The organism is Shewanella sp. ANA-3 (assembly GCF_000203935.1).
GTDB lineage: Bacteria > Pseudomonadota > Gammaproteobacteria > Enterobacterales > Shewanellaceae > Shewanella.
In genome coordinates this window covers 2,594,367-2,612,810 of record NC_008577.1, presented here as the reverse complement: position 1 = coordinate 2,612,810, position 18,444 = coordinate 2,594,367, and the positions used below count along the sequence as shown (strand labels likewise).

At 47.5% G+C, this 18,444-nt stretch carries 13 protein-coding genes and 5 tRNA genes; 2 read left to right on the top strand and 16 right to left on the bottom strand.

Going from position 1 to position 18,444, the window contains the following annotated elements; translation table 11 throughout:
* Window position 1 precedes the first annotated feature (1 nt).
* The 16 genes from SHEWANA3_RS11500 to SHEWANA3_RS11425 all read right to left on the bottom strand — a co-directional run bounded on the left by SHEWANA3_RS11500 (window position 2) and on the right by SHEWANA3_RS11425 (window position 14,929).
* Complete coding sequence (locus tag SHEWANA3_RS11500; RefSeq protein WP_041412642.1) at window positions 2-2,320, bottom strand: hypothetical protein; 2,319 nt, start codon at window positions 2,318-2,320, stop codon at window positions 2-4.
* Window positions 2,317-3,963 carry a hypothetical protein gene (locus SHEWANA3_RS11495; protein WP_011717129.1) on the bottom strand — a complete coding sequence of 549 codons (1,647 nt, stop codon included), beginning with the start codon at window positions 3,961-3,963 and terminating at the stop codon, window positions 2,317-2,319. Before SHEWANA3_RS11495 ends, SHEWANA3_RS11500 begins: the two co-directional genes overlap by 4 nt.
* Window positions 3,960-5,045 (bottom strand): site-specific integrase, encoded by a 1,086-nt coding sequence (locus tag SHEWANA3_RS11490; protein WP_244096559.1) that lies wholly within the window; start codon window positions 5,043-5,045, stop codon window positions 3,960-3,962. The genes SHEWANA3_RS11495 and SHEWANA3_RS11490 overlap by 4 nt, the downstream gene beginning before the upstream one ends.
* A gap of 350 nt (window positions 5,046-5,395) precedes the next feature.
* A complete protein-coding gene (gene nth, locus SHEWANA3_RS11485; RefSeq protein ID WP_011717127.1) occupies window positions 5,396-6,031 on the bottom strand; it encodes an endonuclease III in 636 nt (211 codons plus the stop codon).
* Between the two features lie 66 nt (window positions 6,032-6,097).
* Window positions 6,098-6,796: an electron transport complex subunit E gene (locus SHEWANA3_RS11480; protein WP_011717126.1), complete on the bottom strand. Its 699-nt coding sequence runs from the start codon at window positions 6,794-6,796 to the stop codon at window positions 6,098-6,100.
* Window positions 6,789-7,427, bottom strand: coding sequence for an electron transport complex subunit RsxG (rsxG, locus tag SHEWANA3_RS11475; RefSeq protein ID WP_086017255.1), 639 nt, complete (start codon window positions 7,425-7,427; stop codon window positions 6,789-6,791). The genes SHEWANA3_RS11480 and rsxG overlap by 8 nt, the downstream gene beginning before the upstream one ends.
* 53 nt (window positions 7,428-7,480) lie before the next feature.
* Window positions 7,481-8,530, bottom strand: coding sequence for an electron transport complex subunit RsxD (rsxD, locus tag SHEWANA3_RS11470; RefSeq protein ID WP_011717124.1), 1,050 nt, complete (start codon window positions 8,528-8,530; stop codon window positions 7,481-7,483).
* A gap of 80 nt (window positions 8,531-8,610) precedes the next feature.
* Window positions 8,611-10,977, bottom strand: a complete 2,367-nt coding sequence (gene rsxC, locus SHEWANA3_RS11465; RefSeq protein ID WP_011717123.1) for an electron transport complex subunit RsxC — start codon at window positions 10,975-10,977, stop codon at window positions 8,611-8,613.
* Between the two features lie 3 nt (window positions 10,978-10,980).
* A complete protein-coding gene (gene rsxB / locus SHEWANA3_RS11460) occupies window positions 10,981-11,562 on the bottom strand; it encodes an electron transport complex subunit RsxB (protein ID WP_011717122.1) in 582 nt (193 codons plus the stop codon).
* Window positions 11,563-12,141, bottom strand: coding sequence for an electron transport complex subunit RsxA (rsxA, locus tag SHEWANA3_RS11455; RefSeq protein ID WP_011717121.1), 579 nt, complete (start codon window positions 12,139-12,141; stop codon window positions 11,563-11,565).
* A 125-nt stretch (window positions 12,142-12,266) separates the two neighbouring features.
* Window positions 12,267-14,171: a GGDEF domain-containing protein gene (locus tag SHEWANA3_RS11450; protein WP_011717120.1), complete on the bottom strand. Its 1,905-nt coding sequence runs from the start codon at window positions 14,169-14,171 to the stop codon at window positions 12,267-12,269.
* Window positions 14,172-14,379: 208 nt separating this feature from the next.
* A tRNA-Asn gene (locus SHEWANA3_RS11445) sits at window positions 14,380-14,455 on the bottom strand.
* A 46-nt stretch (window positions 14,456-14,501) separates the two neighbouring features.
* Window positions 14,502-14,577 (bottom strand) — tRNA-Asn (locus SHEWANA3_RS11440).
* A 46-nt stretch (window positions 14,578-14,623) separates the two neighbouring features.
* Window positions 14,624-14,699, bottom strand: a tRNA-Asn gene (locus SHEWANA3_RS11435).
* 31 nt (window positions 14,700-14,730) lie between these two features.
* Window positions 14,731-14,806, bottom strand: a tRNA-Asn gene (locus SHEWANA3_RS11430).
* Between the two features lie 47 nt (window positions 14,807-14,853).
* Window positions 14,854-14,929 (bottom strand) — tRNA-Asn (locus SHEWANA3_RS11425).
* A 514-nt stretch (window positions 14,930-15,443) separates the two neighbouring features.
* Between SHEWANA3_RS11425 and SHEWANA3_RS11420 the strand changes: the two genes are divergently transcribed.
* Complete coding sequence (locus tag SHEWANA3_RS11420; protein ID WP_041412641.1) at window positions 15,444-15,647, top strand: hypothetical protein; 204 nt, start codon at window positions 15,444-15,446, stop codon at window positions 15,645-15,647.
* A 695-nt stretch (window positions 15,648-16,342) separates the two neighbouring features.
* Window positions 16,343-18,364, top strand: coding sequence for an excinuclease ABC subunit UvrB (uvrB, locus tag SHEWANA3_RS11415; protein ID WP_011717119.1), 2,022 nt, complete (start codon window positions 16,343-16,345; stop codon window positions 18,362-18,364).
* Window positions 18,365-18,444 lie beyond the last annotated feature (80 nt).

Genomic DNA, 18,444 nt, shown 5'->3' with positions numbered 1-18,444 from the left:
CCTAGAGTGAACCTAGAAAGCCTAAGAAATTATTCGTGGCTGCATCTTGGCTTTTAGCTTTTTTTGCCTCAAGCGCGGCTTGAAGGGCTTGCTCGGCATCAGGTAGCGCTAACTTGTGTTCTGCCACTGTTTTTGTCTCTAAACTGGTGATTCTTATGCTATTTGAACGAGTAAGTAAACGTACCATACTGCCTTTTTCGATGGCGTCATCGGATAGCACTTCAATGAGGTGCTTTAGCATGCACGTGTTGCGATAATGGGTTTTGTACCACATCTGCATGCTTCGACTGGTGACAAAGTTGATGGTAGTCTGAACCTTTTCCAAGTTATGCGTCTGTACTTTTAGATCCTTCATAAGCAAGGCAATTGCCTCACTATCATGGGCGATATGGCACGACGATGAGCACAGCGCACATTGTGTTTCAAACTCTGACATGTAAGTGCAAGGTGATAGGGCGAGGTTCTGAGTGCAAAACCCTGTTTCATGGACAAAAGTAGGCGTTTCATTGTCGATAGCCTCATTGTATTGGTTCATGGTTCTAATACGAAGACTGACTTTCTCTTTAACGTCCCTTTCTGGCTCATTAGAGTAAGAGATATCCCAAATCACCGAGGCGTTCTCGGCATCTGTGGTATGGATATACGTCAGGGTTTGCTCTGCGCTTTTTCGACCGGACAGCAGGGTGATGAGATGGTGAGGTAGCCCTTTTTTCGCAAGGTAATCATTTTGCCAGTGGCGAAGTTGGTGAGGCTTGAGCACAAAATCGCTGGCAAAGCCGTGTCGCTCAAAAATCGTCAGCCTGTTTTTACTGGCTTTACTTAAATCGTCAGCAAAGATCCGACTGAGCGAGCCAATCGGCACCAAAAGAAAAGGGTGTGTTACCTTGCCGCCCATTTGCTTTTCTGTATACATAAACAAGGCGTGCTCTACATCTACAGACTTCGTTTGCTGCTTATTGTAGCCACTCAGTTGAGATTGATTTATCTCGATGGTGTGATTTTGAAAGGCGGCCACGGTAAGTGCTTGTTGACCCGCAGTATAATTTTGGTATTGACATTGCTTTGCAAAATTAGATCCTGTTAGCGCCCGAGCGTAAGGGCAGCGAGGCTTAAATACCAATGTATCGAACGGCTCAAGTTGGGCAATGGGTTTGATGAACTTTGGATTATGCGGTTTATAAGTTTTGTCGATTGCCCCTTTTGTGTCAGGGGTAACTCGCACACATTTGTCACTGCCTTCAAAAAAGCCTAGCAGCAAGCCAAGATGCAAAAGGTGGGTGGGTTTGTTCATGGATGGCTTTAGCAGGGCAATGTTCTCATCGCTAGGCTTAAAATCACCCAGCACTTCTTTCAATGGGCGATTTGGCTGTCGATAGAACCGAGCCAGGGCTCTGGCAGGTTCTGTCGCTAGGATGGTGAAGTGCAAGGCTCGGTCTAGACTCTCAACCATTTCGGCATTGATGTGATTTTGATTGTCCTTAAAGCCCTTTGAGCCTCGCCAGTTCAGATAATGCACTGTTTTTTCTTGTCCATCGACAACTTGCGAATGGCGCTGTATGCGTTGTGTAGTCAGAAGCACTTGCTCTGCACCGATGCGATTAGGTGACGCCATGCCTAGCGCTGCCATGGTGCAAATAAAGCTGTCTCGCTGCGTTTGCGTCGATGCGATAAGCGGTTGCCAAGCATCAATATCATTTTGGTCATCATCCAGATAGGGGGGGATGACATCATGAAAGATAGCGCCGAGCGCTAACAGCGATTTTTCCGAAGGCAGTTTGCCTTTCTCCGCCGCCAGTGCATCATCACCACTTTTATTTCGAGCTGCTTCAGTGGTGGTATTTATGTAGGGCTGACAGCTTTTGGGCAACATTTTATGATGGTGTAGCCAGTTGATGAAATTCGTTAGGGGGCGAGAGTATTTCAGCGAGTCGATGACGTGTTGAATTTTATCAAGGGAAGCAGAGGCGACATTCTCATTCAAGCGGCAAAGGAAGTATCTTGCTGTCGTGATTTTATCTTGCCTTCTATTTATGGTTATGTTTTCCTTCAATACATCAAGCATATAGGCAAACAATAAATCATGTGTTTCAGGCGCTAATCGGTCATCGTCTGTGAAACGCGTACCTATATTTGGAAAGTTTTTATTCAGATTGCAAAAGAGAATATTGATGGTTCTACTGTCACTGTCGGTGAATGTCACCGCCATATCATCCCATGACGCAGGCTCCCCCTGAGAGTTAGTAAAGCCCATTAATGGCTGAGTTTTCTTTTTGGCCACGTAAGCACACTGGTTATCAATGTAGCGATTTATCGTGCTCATATCTGCGTACCTACTTTCAGGATTTTTCGCTCTTCACACAGCGCAATTGTCACTCGGATATAAGTAATGATGGTTTGCAGCCGTTTGACCGTGGCGGGATGCGCTGATTGACTGTTAATCGCCAGTTTACGCTCGGCTTTATCCAAATACGGTTGATGATTGGCGGTTTCTAACGGTCGAAAGTTATCACAGGGATAGCACCCCATCGGGGCGGCCCCTTTTGACTGACAACTGGCACAATTGGAGGGGTTCAGTTTGTGCCCCATTTCTTCGTCAAAAGGACTTTTAACCACAAAATCATGGTGTTGCTGTAACTCTTTCGAAGACATGCTATCAAAACGCTGGATAACACTATTCCCCGCAAAGGCTTGGTCAATTTTGACCCGTTCAGGTGCTTTTAAATCAAGATAAGATAGGATAGCTGCCACTGTGACACCAGTAATGGCGGCAACTTGTGCGGGGCTTAATCCCATCCAAGCCGCCAGGGTTAACTGGGTGTGGCGCCAGCGATTATTTTTAAAGACAAGGGGCTGATGGGCGATGCGGTCACTTTTAATGTCGAGTTTTTTATTGAAGAGGTAAGCAATATTTTTTAAAAGACTCACAGAAGAGAGATGAAATGCTTCGGATGTGTCGCTTACAGAGCGAAAGAGGCTCTCTATCATCTCAAATTTTGCTGAAAATAAACTTTGGTCCGGAAGCAGTGGCAGTCGTTGCATCAGTGCTTTGATGTCACTCTCAGATAATGCGATATTGCACTTGCTCAAGCAGACACATAGATAGGTTTCATACGCTTGGTAATATTGGAGTAGCAATTCAGACAGGTTTGGATCGAGTCGATGTGAGCGTGATTCGGCATTGCGTCTAAATCCTCCGTCTTTTCCTTTAAAGGTTCGCAAGTGCAATTGCTCCACATCAGAAAAGTGATGCTGTGTCAGAGGTTGCCAATCACGGTTATGTTCCTTGTGTGAGGTAAACGCTTGACCTACTCGCAAGAGGTCACACCATTTAAGTTGCACTAATTGTATCGGTCTTCTTACGATGGCGACCATCAACTGACAAGCCAGAACACTTCTCAGGCGTATAAAAGGGGATGTGGTGATGAACTCATTCTCGAGCGCATGGAGCGTTTCGATTCTAAGGGCTTCTAGAAGGTTATCACGCTCGATTTCACTGTACGCACCTATTTTTTCATCAAGGATGCCTTTATGAAAATTGCTTCTCCCTAGGTTTTCTTCCTTAACGAGATTATAGAGCGGAGTCAGGATAGAGCTACGGTACTCATGGCTTCTCTGACAAAATGCGTATAGTGTATCTCTTGTATGCCTTTTATAGTCCGTCAGTGTTAGCCACCACGCTTCAAACGTTGCGGGCTCTATATACTGGCAAAGCGTTTTTAAGGTGCTGACAAAACCATTTAGACTTTTATAAGCATAATGTTTTGCTGCGTGAGCGATAGCCAGTCGCAAATCGAGAAAAACGTTGCTGTCTAACGTGTGCATCCAGCCAAGGTAAAGGGTTTTCTTGTAACCGAGCATCCACTCATCTGAAAAGAGCTCGAAATCATAGCCCTCCATTTTTGACTGAAAGGTACTTGTTCCTTCAAAACGATTAATTAAATCATTTAATTCAAGGATGTTCATTGGTCACCTCTCAGGTTAGGCACGGATTGGCTCTGGTTTTTCGATGAGATTTCCGCCACCGTTACGGCTAATTGGAATTCGTTGTAGACGGAGGCCATTTTTGAATTTTCCACCCAACCCATCGCATATTTGCGAAGGTCTTCAATTTTATCTGGTGAAAATCCTTTCTCTTTTGCTTTATCTTCAAAGATTTCATTCCATTTATGACGAAGTAAATGGGGGTGCAGTGCTATTCCAATCGCGTCCCCAAAGGTCTTTATGACTTTGTGAATGGCGTTGTAAGAGATTGGCTTTCCTATGGATTTTCCTTTCTCCGAAATGAAGACAAAGTCATGCTTATGAGCGTTTGGGGTACTTTGGCGCACGGTTTCAATGTAGAGCTTAATGAGTTTCATCAAGTCACGAGAGATGGAAACTGAGAGTGCTTTTGTTTTATTCGCGGCGGGAAGCCGCCTTATGTCCGTAGGGTCGTTAGGTGTTCGGGTTAGTCGGAATCGAGGGTTGCCCCAATCATCCACTAAATCACTCACCTTCAATTTCAATACAGCACCCACACGAACGCCAGTATCAATCAATATTTGGGCGATGATTTGATTTCGAAGCTTGCTCGACTTGAATGGGTTATTTGGCGAGCGCTCTTTAATAATTTCTAATAAATCAAAGAACTTATTCGCTGAAATCACGGATTCAAAGGGATCTTTAACAACCGTGTTGTCTTTTCTAGAGTGAGATATCACCGAGCTTATGTAGAGTTTAAATTTATTAAATTGAGCATCCGTACTGATTTGCTGATCAGTTTCAGCTCTATCGTAGTGATGGCACACATATAGGAATTCAATGTAGGCTTTCAGTCGATTGAGGCGTTGATTAAACGTATGCACTGACACTTCTGGTTGACTGATGGATGTCGCATGTATCGCATCTCTGATCCTTTTATCAGTCAGGCTGACTACCGTGCTGTCTTTGTTATCGTCTTTTGTGTCCACATAGAATTTACATGCACGAATGTAGTCATCAATTTCCTCGATCGATAAAAACGATCCACATGCTACACGCTCAACAAGGTCAATACCGTTCTCCATGAAGAAGCAATATAAAAACTTCAACTCATAGGCATATTTCATTCGAGTGTAGAATGACGCTGACTGTTTTGAGGTGTGTGATCTCGCATTGGAAAGTGGGGAGTTATGATTGCCGTTTAGGTAAGCATTCAGGTACAAGCAGCATGGGAGGAAGCCGTTCCTAACTACGACTGGAAACGAAGCGCCTTTTATATCCTTATATATCCTAACCTGAACATTATCCCTCAAATTATTCATTACATAATTCAATATCGCTTACACATAAATACACTATGGTAGGTCTTTAGCTTTTTGTAAAGATAAAAAACAGATTTACTAAGGAAACTGTTATACAAACTAAGTCTGATTCTTTACTTTTCTTTTAGTGGGGAGTATTCGCAAAGGTCCTCAATAATGCAGCTGCCACAGCGGGGTTTGCGGGCCAGACAGGTATAGCGGCCATGCAGAATAAACCAGTGGTGCACATCGACTTTAAATTCGGCGGGAACAACCTTTAACATGCGCTCCTCGACTTCGACCACGTTTTTACCGGGGGCGAATTTAGTGCGGTTTGCCATGCGAAAGATATGGGTATCGACGGCGATGGTTGGCCAGCCAAAGGCGGTATTGAGCACCACGTTAGCGGTTTTACGGCCGACACCAGGAAGCGACTCTAGCGCTTCTCTGTCCTCTGGGACTTCGCCATTGTATTTTTTAATCAAGATCTCACAGGCTTTAATCACATTGATGGCCTTGTTGTTATACAGGCCAATGGTCTTGATATATTCCTTTAATCCATCCACGCCTAAGGCATAAATGCTGTGGGCGGTATTGGCGACTGGAAACAGTTTATCGGTCGCCTTATTCACGCTCACATCGGTCGCCTGCGCTGATAAAGTCACCGCCACCAGTAATTCAAAGGGACTGGAGAAATTCAGCTCGGTTTCGGGTTTGGGATTGTTTTCGCGAAGGCGGGTGAGGATTTGGATGCGTTTTTCTTGATTCATAGTGATCCTTGTAAGCAGTGGGTTTAACGCTAAACCCACTACTTAAGCTGTTATCTCAATAAGGGCTTAACTCACTTTGGTGATCCGTGCCCGAGTTACACTTGGTTGTACAGCCACTTCGGGTTGACGCTCTTTAAGCTTTTTATCGATAACGTTTTTCAGGGCGATAAGTAGGCCCATCACAATAAAGGCGCCGGGTGGTAACATCGCCAGCAGGAAGGGGGTATCGACTTGCCATACCTGAATCGTTAAGGCTTTAGCCCATGGGCCGAGCAGTTGGTCGGCGCCATCAAACAGGGTGCCTTGGCCGAGAATTTCGCGCGTTGCGCCAAGAACCGCTAAGACTAAGGTAAAGCCAAGCCCCATCATCAGTCCATCGAAGGCGGCGCTAAAGGCATTATTACGGGAGGCAAATGCTTCGGCGCGGCCAATGATAATGCAGTTGGTCACAATCAGCGGCAAGAAGATCCCTAAGGACAAATACAGACCATAGGCGTAGGCATTGATCAGTAGTTGCACCGCCGTCACCAGCGCCGCAATGATCATCACAAACACGGGGATACGGATTTCCTTAGGCACATAGTCACGTACCAACGAGACTAAAATGTTTGAGCCTATCAGCACCAACATAGTGGCAACCCCAAGCCCGAGGGCGTTGGTGAGGGTGGCCGTTACGGCTAACAGGGGGCACAGACCCAGTAATTGCACTAAGCCAGGGTTGTTTTTCCACAGTCCTTGCCAGGCAATTTCGCGATAATTAGTCATGGTTGGCCTCACAATTCAGAGGTTGGCTGAAAATCTCTGCTTGATGCTGAGTAAAGTACCATACGGCGCGCTTAACCGCTTTCACATAGGCGCGTGGTGTGATTGTCGCGCCGGTAAATTGGTCGAAATCACCACCGTCTTTTTGCACTAGCCATTGCTTATCATCTTCTGATTTAAGCACTTTACCGACGAATTGCGTCACCCAGTCGGATTTACGTAAATCGATTTTATCCCCAAGGCCTGGGGTTTCTTGGTGGGCGAGTGTGCGCACGCCTAATACTTCACCTTGGGTATTGATGCCCACAATCAGCTTAATATTGCCGTTGTAACCATCGGGGGCAATGGCTTCTAGGGCGATAGCAACGGGTTTACCAGCAGCGGTAGCAATATAGGCGGGCATGGCATCTTCGGTGCCGAGCGCCTCTTTATCCTGCAACAGGGTGCATTGCGCGGTTAGCTCATTGTCATGGAGCTCATCAGGGATCAGCTGATGCAGTACGCGCATCAATTCCTGCTGCTCCTGCTGCTTAATTTTGTCTAAGGTCTGTTGATTGACCACTGCGACTAAGCCCGTGCAGAGCAGGGCAAATAGCGCAAGTAACAGACCATTTTTAATCATTGGATTATTCACTTTTATTCCTCAAGAATCTTTGTTCAAGCATGCTTGATTCTTTTGCCACAGGCCTAGGGCGCTGAATGGCCATAGGTGCGCGGACGCACATAGTAGTCAATAAATGGCGCGCACAGGTTTGCGAGCAGTACGGCAAAGGCGAAGGCATCGGGGTAGCCACCTTGGGTACGAATGATATAGACCAAGACGCCAATTAATGCGCCGAAAATCAAACGGCCGCGCGGACTGGTCGCCGCGGTGACAGGATCGGTCGCAATAAAGAAGGCGGCGAGCATGGTCGCGCCCGAGAATAAATGGAACAGTGGGCTTGCCTGAGTATCGGGCGACAGTAAAAAGCCAATGCTCGATGCCACAAATAATCCCGCCAATACGCCGGTGCTGATATGCCAACGGATGGCTTTTAATTTGAGTAGCACTAAACCGCCAGCAAGATAAGCCAAATTGACCCAAAACCAACCAACGCCAGTGCCGCCATCGAAGATGCTTTTAGCCATACTTTCAGTGGTGGTGAGCCCTAAGGACAGATCGGTTTTGAGGGTATCGAGTGGTGTCGCCATACTGATCCCATCGATACCGAGGCGGAATTGTTCCATGCCACCATGGGCGCCGACATTGAAGATCAATTGCAAACTATCGATCACACTTGGGGTATTGAGCGCAACGGTACTTGGTGCTATCCAACTGGTCATCTGTACAGGGAATGAAACCAGCAGTAACACATAGGCGGCCATTGCGGGGTTGAACAGGTTATGGCCTAGGCCGCCGTAGAGGTGTTTGACGATAACAATCGCAAACACTGTGCCCATAACGATCATCCACCAAGGTGCCAGCGGCGGGATCGCAACCCCGATTAAGATTGCCGTCAGCATGGCGCTGTTATCGCTTAAACTCGCTTTGATGCTGCGGTTACGCAGTTTCATCACCGCGGCTTCACAGCTTAAGGCTACGATAATTGCCAGTAACACTTGAATAAGCGTACCCCAGCCGAAAAAGGCGCATTGCACCACAAGGCCGGGTAACAAGCATAAAATAACCCTTTGCATAACCGTTGAAGTATGCAAATTACGGGTAACATGGGGTGATGAGGCTATTTTAAACGCCATTGTGATCCCTTTTATCTAATCTTGAGTCACTGATTTTTAAGCTAATCATTTTCAAAGCACTGAGGTTAAAACCCGCAGTGCTATTCATTTGCGTCGCTGATCGCATTCGCTTCTCTGGCCGCTTTTTTGGCTTTCGCGCGGGCAACCGCAGCAGCGACCTTGGCTTTCTTCTCATCTTCGGGACTGAGTGGCGCACTTGGTTCAGCGACTGAGCTTGATTCATCGCCTGATTGAGAGCCTGATTCAGAGTCTGGTTCAGCGTCTACGGCTAACTTGGGCTGAACTTCGGCAACCTCAGTCGATTCAGCCTGCTGCGTGGCGGCTTTTTTGGCTTTCGCGCGGGCAACGGCAGCTGCGACTTTGGCCTTTTTCTCATCTTCAGGGCTGAGTGGCGTGCTTGGAATAGAGCCTGACTCTGATTCTGGCTTAGCGTCAGCTACTCGCTCGGGCTGAACTTCGGCAACCTCACTCGATTCAGCTTGTTGTGCGGCGGCCTTTTTGGCTTTCGCACGGGCAACAGCTGCAGCGACCTTGGCTTTTTTGTCATCCGCTTCTGCGTTAGCCGTTGTTTCTGTTGCTGACTTATCTGTGTTGCTTGTCGCGGCGTCAGTGTCGCTATTGGCATCCGAGTCGGCCTTCAACGCCGCTTTTTTCGCTTTGGCACGAGCGATGGCAGCGGCGACTTTATCTTTTTGCGATAAAGACTCGGTTTGCTCAGTTGGCTCGCTTTGCTCAGGAGACACGGCTTGTTGAGACGATTCTGCATCATCGGCCCCTTGAGCCGCAGCAGCTTTCTTGGCTTTAGCTCGAGCAATCGCGGCGGCAACGGCCGCCTTACCCTTAGGCGCCTCAGTGCTGCTTGCATCAGCCGCAACGACCTCGACCGGAGCGTTATCCGCTGTGGTTTCTGCAGCAGCCGCTTTTTTGGCCGCAATCCGCGCCATGGCTTCGGCGACGGCATTTTTGTCCGTTGAGGTCATGGTCGCTTGGCGACGCGCAGCGGCTTCTTTAGCCTTGGCTTCGCGGGCGAGTTTTTCTTCCTCGAGGCGTTGAATACGCGCCTCGAAGCGCTGTTTGGCGCGCTCGGCTTGATGCTTTTCATCGGCGGCTTGTTTTAGCGCCGATTTAGCGATGCGGTAGTATTCCACCAGTGGGATATCACTGGGGCACACATAACTACAGCAACCACATTCGATACAGTCTTTAAGGTTGTAGCTGGCCGCCTTGTCATATTCTTCGGCTTTTGCATGCCAAAACAGTTGCTGTGGTAGCAGGAGTGCAGGGCAGGCATTGGCACATTCGCCGCAGCGAATACAGGCCTTTTCCTCTGGTGTTGTTCCAATCTCTTGACTGCTGGGCACCAAAATACAGTTTGTGCCTTTTAAAATCGGCACTTGGATGGTTGGTAACGCATGGCCCATCATAGGGCCGCCAATAATCACTTTTTGATCGGCTTCGGCGTTAAATTCAGTGTATTTGAGCACATGCTCAACGGGCGTACCTATGGGTAACCAATAGTTGCCGGGCTTACCCACATTTTGCCCGGTAACTGTCACCACACGTTCAATCAGCGGTTTACCTTGGGTCACGGCTTGGTGAATCGCAAACGCGGTTCCCACGTTATGCACGACAATGCCAAGCTTAGCGGGGATAGCGCCCGAGGGCACTTCACGCCCCGTGATGATTTGAATAAGCTGCTTTTCACCGCCAGAAGGATACTTGGTTGGTATCGCCGTTACCCGCGTGCTGCCCGCTGGAAGCGCGGATTGACTCACCGCCTGTTGCATGGCTTTAATCGCTTCGGGCTTGTTGTCTTCAATCGCAATCACAATGCGCTTGGGCGCTAGGAGGCGATGGATAATCCCAATACCCGCCAGAATGTCTTGGCTGTATTCGCGCATTAAGCGATCGTCGGCGCTGATATAAGGCTCACACTCCACGCCGTTGATAATGACTAATTCGATTTCACTGACGGGGTTCAGCTTGATATGACTTGGGAAGGCGGCGCCCCCCATACCGGCAATGCCTGCGCCATGGATTTTGGCAATCATCTCATGATTACTGAGCTCAATTGAGCCTGGCGTTAACTCGCACCAGCGGTCTTCACCATCAGCGGCAATCACGCAGGTATTGACCGGCAAGGCCGAGGCGTGGTTACTGGCTCTTGGCTCAATGGTGACCACAGTGCCAGAGGTTGGCGCATGCACCGGCAAATGCCAAATCGAGGTGCCTTGAGTTAATGGCGCGCCTTTTAATACTTTGTCACCCACTTTGACCGCAAGAGTGCAGTTCTCACCTACCTGTGGCACAGGCACTAGGTATTCCTGCGCTAATGGCAGTTGGCTAATTGGTGTGGTGTTGGAGAGGAATTTGACTTCAGGTGGATGAATGCCACCGGGTGAGCGCCAAAGGGTTCCTTTATCTAATTGATCTAATAAAGTCAGCACCGCTTATCCTCTCTTTTCTTCGTGCGGGGTCTCTTGGATAAGAGTCACGGGAATGGCATTTAAGCGCCAGTTCCAGTTTTTCAGATTTTGGCCCACAGGGATCATATCGATACAGTCAACGGGGCAGGGCTCGACACAGAGATCGCAACCTGTGCAGTCTGCCGTGAGCACGGTATGCATGAGTTTGCCCGCACCAATAATGGCGTCGACAGGACAGGCCTGAATACACTTAGTGCAGCCGATACACTCATCTTCGCGAATGTAGGCGACTTTTTTGACTTGGGACTGAGCCTCGGCATTGAGCGGCTCTGGCTCGACACCCATTAAGTTGGCGAGCTTTTCCATGGTTGCAGTGCCGCCGGGAGGACACTTGTTGACTTTATCGCCATTAGCAATGGCTTCGGCGTAGGGGCGGCAACCGGGATAACCACATTGACCGCATTGGGTTTGTGGCAGAATCGCTTCGAGTTCATCGACAATGGGATTGCCTTCAACCTTAAATTTTAAGGCAGCAAATCCGAGTAATACCCCAAAGAACAATGCCAATAGGGTCAGTAAGATAACGGCAATTAACATGGTGGACATCTATTTAACCAATCCTGTGAATCCCATAAAGGCTAAAGACATTAAGCCTGCGGTGATCATGGCGATGGCGCCGCCCTTAAACGGCATTGGCACATCGGCGGCCGCTAAACGTTCGCGCATCGCGGAAAACAGAATTAACACTAAGGAAAAACCTACCGCAGCCCCAAAACCATAGATAGCTGACTGAATAAAATCGTGTTTCTCGTTCACGTTTAACAGGGCCACACCCAGTACGGCACAGTTAGTGGTGATCAATGGCAGATAGATCCCGAGTGCTCGGTGTAGGGAGGCACTGGTTTTTTGCACCACCATCTCAGTAAATTGCACCACCACAGCAATGACCAGAATAAAGCTCATGGTACGCAAGTAGCTGAGGTCAAAAGGCAATAATAGATATTGGTTGACGAGGTAACTGAGAATGGATGCCAAGGTCAACACGAAGGTGGTCGCCATGGACATGCCAATAGCGGACTCCAATTTACTGGAGACCCCCATAAAAGGACATAAACCTAAGAATTTCACTAATACGAAATTGTTGACCAGTACGGTGCTGATCAACAACAGGAGATATTCACTCATCTCAATACTTGTCTAAACGGATCTTGGCCGTATTATCGACTTTTCCGTTTGCATAAACAACATATAGAATGCAGGGTTAACTATCTTTACTGTAAATTTGCGCGCTCCATTAACCCTGCGCTGGCTTAAATTTGGTCAGTTAAGGTAATGGCCTGTGGCTGGGCAATATAATAGCCCTGCAAACCATCGACGAGGAGTTTTTCGAGGGTCAGTTTTTCCTCTTGGCGCTCGACACTGGTGGCGATAACTCGAATGCCGATGCGTCGTGCCACATCGACCATCATCCGCACGAAGAACTTATTATTGCTGTCTTCATCGATTGATGAGGTGTAGCTGCCATCGAGCTTAATGTAGTCTGGACGCACTTCACTGAAGAATTTGAAGGAGGTAAAGCTCATCCCAAAGCGCTCAATTGAGACCCGTGAACCGACACTGTGTACTTCACGGACAAACTTATAGCTGGCGCCTAAATTGGCCTGCATGCCGGATTCGTTGATCTCAAACACTAGGCGAGAAGCGATGTATTTATGTTTACTCAACACATCCCTTAACCAGCCGACAAACAGTTCTTGATGGGCCGAAAAGGCGCTGATATTGACGCCAAAGTTGCCGCTAATGGTCGGATTTTCTTTAAGCATTCTTAATGTGCTGATCACCACTAATTTATCTAATTCGGTGCTCATGCCGTGGCGCTCGGCCATGGCGATGACGGTGGTGGTAGGCAAAAACTTGCCTTCGTTGTTGTAAAAACGTGCGAGTAACTCGCGATAGACCTCGACATCATTGCGGCAAGGTTGAATCGGCTGTTGGAAAAACTTCAACGCTTGGCGGGTGATTAAGTCGTTGATTGCCACTTTCCAACGGTCATCCCCAAACTGCTCGTCGCCGTTGAGCTTTTCTTGAATATGGAAACTATTAGGACCTAAGGTTTGCGCTATGCTGACGGCGGTGTCTGCTAAGGAGAGCAAATTAACGGGGTCGGTCCCCTGTTGATAAGGCACTAAGCCAATGTGCGCCACCGATTCGGCTCTGGTCATTTGTTGGTATTCATCGAGGAACACTTTAAGTTGTTCTAAAAACTTAGGGCCGTCTTTTAACACTAAATCAGGTAAAAAAATCGCAAAATCGGCACTGGAGACACGGTAACACTCCGAATCGGGATATTTTGAACAAGCCTTACGAATGCAATTAGCTACACTCGCAAGATAATCATCACCCGCTGAGCGGCCTTGCAATTGGTTCACATGGGAAAGCTCAGTCGCTTTGACCATGGCTAACAGCCCGAGTTGTGGGATGCTGCGGTTACTGATGCTTTCTAATTTAGTGGTAAAAGGTGGACGACTGCCAAAACCCGTCACAGGGTCTTGATAGGCGGCTTTATGTAATTTTTGATTTTCTTGGGTGAGCAAATCCAGTTTTGATTTGAGCTGAGTTCGGCAGTCTTCTAAGGCTAATTTCACTGGCGCCATTTCACCGTTCAGCTTCGAAGATTCAATGGCGGAAAAATTCATGTCAGGAATGTGGGAGATATACTCTGCCGCATAACGGATAGCTGATTTTAATCTGTTGATAAGCAAAATAAAAACAACCATCAACAGGATATAGGTCAGCACCAATACCATCCCCAACTGCTGGGTACTGGTGATGGCATTTTCAATCGCTTGATCGGCACTCAACTTAACCTGTAAACGCCCCGCAGCCAGTTTTTGCGTATGGGATAAATCTAAGGCAAACAATCCGGCTAGCGGGTGAGGGCTCTGGGAGTTGAGATCGCCCTGAGTAAAATTAAGTTGTCCGTCGGTATCATCGACATATTGGAAAAATTGCAGCGGATAATGACTGGCAATACTTTGGTAAAGCTCGGCGCCATTGCCTTGCCATTGGGCAAAGTTAGCCATGTACTGTTTAAAGTTATTGAGCTCTTGCTGTTGCTGCACTTGGAGCTGATTATTTTCGTTGTGATAAATCCAACCAAACAGCCCTAAAAAAATCAGCAATAAAAAGATGGGATATGATTTAGACATCGCCATAAAAATCCGCTCTCAATGTGGTGAAGTATTTGCGGACAGAATATTAAGAGAGTGCTCAGTCAATATCCCTATCTGCGTGATGATACTCGGAATTTTGGTTAACAAACTGCTTACAGTGTAACCGTATTTGGCGTAAAACAGAAATGAAAACACACGCCTAGATGACGAGTTATTGGAGCTTAGAAAATTGGATGGATAAGCAAGAAAGTGGCTCCCCTGACTGGACTTGAACCAGTGACATACGGATTAACAGTCCGCCGTTCTACCGACTGAACTACAGGGGAGTAGAGGGTGCGATATTGCTATCGACTTGAGATATCATCTTGAAATTGGCTCCCCTGACTGGACTTGAACCAGTGACATACGGATTAACAGTCCGCCGTTCTACCGACTGAACTACAGGGGAGTAGATGATGCGATATTGCTATCGACTTTAACTTGTCTTGCGTTAGTGGCTCCCCTGACTGGACTTGAACCAGTGACATACGGATTAACAGTCCGCCGTTCTACCGACTGAACTACAGGGGAATCGTGTTAACGCAACAGCTTGATAATTAAGTGGCTCCCCTGACTGGACTTGAACCAGTGACATACGGATTAACAGTCCGCCGTTCTACCGACTGAACTACAGGGGAATCGTTAGTTACCTAACTGCATTCTCACTTTTATCGAGATTGAAATTTGGCTCCCCTGACTGGACTTGAACCAGTGACATACGGATTAACAGTCCGCCGTTCTACCGACTGAACTACAGGGGAATCGTTTCTCTTGTCTCGATGACTCGTTGAGAACGGAGCGCATAGTAAAACGCTCTGTGGGATGAGTCAACTCGAGTTACTAAAAAAAGTGTAATTATGCTGTTAAGTGCTCATCTAATGTGCATTGCGGTGTAGAAATCAGCATTTTGATGAAGAAATAACTTATGTTTTCGTAAGATAGCGTATGTAAACATCCAAACTCAGTTGGCTTTTATCCGCCAGTAAAAATCCCCAAAAGGCTTAATTGATTAAATTGACAGCAGTTATTGGGGCTAATGGTTAATTTGAAATTTCTAAAAGCTCGGTCTTAACTAGATAAAGTTCAAATTCGTGGCAACGAAACGGTACGATTGTGGTCGAATTAAATATGCGGCATTCAATTTGGCCTTTGCGCCGATGCAAAGCAATTGGTAACGCGATAACCCAAGACACTTCACATTATCCCTATAGCGACAGGTAGGCGCCATTTTTAACGATATAAGTGGCATCGAAAACATCCCGAGAGGTGATAACTATGGCAATGAGTCGATTAGCGCAAGCGGAAGCCTTACTTCAGGAACCGTTGACTTTAGATGTACTGCGTCAATACCGCGAATTATCCATGCACTTAGATGATCCTGATTTTCAAAAAATCCAAGACTTAGCCGAAATCCTCTTTGTAGTTGCATCGGCGGATGAAGCACTTTTCGCCGCCGCGTTGGCAGAGGACTTAATTTAGCGCTGCTATCTGCAGCGGTGATCAAACAGGAGAACGGGCCTTATATAAAGGCTTTGCCCACATTAATACGTCGTGAATGGGTAAACGCTGTCATTTTATGCTGCAATGCCAAGGTTAAAGCCTAACAGTTGGACATGTATCAGATTTTTCGAATGCTCGCAGATGTAACAAGTAGTAACATTTATCAAATGTAATTAAATTACCAAAGCCGTCCATCAGCTGACGCTAGGGTGAAATACTCCTCAATCCCGCATGGTTTCTCACTAATTTCGACTTATCAACAAATTCTGTGGATAACCCTGTGAGTTGCGGCTTGAAACAGGCGGCAAAGCCTTGCTGCACGTGCGATGGACTTAAATTGCACTATTTTGGCGATAAAAATTTAATAATATATTTATCAAATAGATATGAATTGCAAGCCTTATCTTTTTTGGGCTTGTTTGAGGTTGCAATTTTGTAAGCAAGTGAAAGTCAACTCTTGTGTATTAATTTGGCATTTCCCCTGTATTTTTGGGCGTTTTATCGCCAATTTGAGCATTAAAAGCTCGTGGTCAAAAAGTTTCATTTTCTGTCCATCAAACTGTCATTCAGATGGTTTAGGGCTTAATACTCCCTTTGACTTCTAAAGGAGAACTGCTGGAGCTTAAAGGATGAGTTGATTAGAATGGGGCGACTAACCACAAGGATATGTTCGCGTGTCAGAATCTGTTTTTCAGCTTGAATCTCAATTTGCCCCCGCAGGGGATCAGCCCACGGCCATTGCCAAGTTGGTCGATGGCTTAGAATCGGGCCTAGCTTGCCAAACCCTATTGGGGGTAACGGGCTCGGGCAAGACATTCACTATCGCCAATGTGATCGCCCAACTGGGGCGCCCAACCATTATTATGGCGCCAAACAAGACGCTGGCGGCGCAGCTTTATGGCGAGATGAAAGAGTTTTTCCCCAATAATGCGGTGGAATACTTTGTCTCCTATTACGATTATTACCAGCCAGAAGCCTATGTGCCCGCATCGAACACCTTTATTGAAAAGGATGCGTCGGTTAACGCCCATATCGAGCAAATGCGACTCTCGGCCACGAAAGCACTGTTAGAGCGTAAGGATGTCGTCTTGATTGCCTCTGTATCGGCAATTTACGGTCTGGGCGATCCCGATTCCTACATGAAGATGCTTTTGCATCTACGCCAGGGCGATACCATGGGGCAGCGGGATATTCTTAAGCGCTTGAGTGAGTTGCAATATACTCGCAACGATCTCGAGTTGCAGCGCGGTACTTTCCGCGCCCGTGGTGAAGTTATCGATATTTTCCCCGCCGATTCTGACCGCTACGGGATTCGAGTCGAACTCTTTGACGATGAAATTGAACGCTTAAGCGAGTTTGACCCGTTAACGGGGCAAATTGTTAAACGTATCGCGCGCACCACTGTTTATCCGAAAACCCACTATGTGACGCCGCGGGAAAAAATTCTCGAAGCGACCGAGTCAATTAAACAAGAGCTGCGCGAGCGTAAGCAGTATCTGCTCGACAACAATAAGTTGATTGAAGCCCAGCGGATCCATGAGCGGGTGCAATACGATATTGAGATGATGGTCGAGCTGGGCTATTGCTCCGGTATTGAAAACTACTCCCGCTATCTGTCGGGTCGTGCACCGGGTGAAGGTCCGCCAACTTTGCTCGATTATTTACCCGCCGATGGTTTGTTGATTATCGACGAGTCCCACGTCACTGTGCCGCAAATTGGCGCCATGTATAAGGGTGACCGCTCCCGTAAAACCACGCTTGTGGAATATGGCTTCCGTTTACCCTCGGCGCTGGATAACCGGCCACTGAAGTTTGAAGAGTTTGAGCAATTGATGCCGCAGACCATTTATGTGTCGGCAACACCAAACCCTTACGAACTGGATAAGAGTGGTGGCGAGATTGTTGAGCAAGTTGTTCGGCCAACGGGTTTGCTCGATCCCGAGTTAGAAGTGCGTCCGGTCAGCATCCAAGTGGACGATTTACTCTCCGAGGTCGCCAAACGCGTCGCCGTTAATGAGCGGGTGCTTGTCACCACCTTAACCAAGCGCATGTCGGAGGATTTAACCGAATACCTCGATGAGCACGGCGTCAAAGTCCGTTATTTGCATTCGGATATCGATACCGTAGAGCGGGTGGAGATCATTCGCGATCTGCGCCTCGGTAAGTTTGATGTGCTGGTCGGTATCAACTTGCTGCGTGAAGGTTTAGACATGCCAGAAGTTTCCTTAGTCTGTATTCTCGATGCGGATAAGGAAGGCTTTTTACGTTCGGAGCGTTCGCTTATTCAGACCATAGGCCGCGCCGCGCGTAACGTCAATGGCAAGGTTATCCTCTATGCCGATAGGATCACCCAGTCGATGGCCAAGGCGATGGGTGAAACCGAGCGTCGCCGCGAGAAACAACACGCCTACAACCTTGAGCATGGCATAGTGCCAAAAGGCGTGGTCAAGCGCATTACTGACGTGATGGATGTGGACGATGGCAGAGATACTGAGAAGGGTTATAGCCCATCGTCACTGGGTAAAGTGGCTGAACCTAAAGCCAAACGTTATCAAGCCGATGCGGCGCAGCTTAGCCATGATATCGACAAGTTAGAGAAGCAAATGCATGAACATGCGCGTAACTTGGAGTTTGAACAGGCGGCAGCCCTACGTGATGAGGTGAAACGTTTACGGGAGTTGCTGATCACAGCCTAACAAATTTGTGTCTTAGCTCGTTAGACGTAGGACTGCGATGCTAATCAAGCAGATACCAAGGTTCACTACTTAATAAAAAG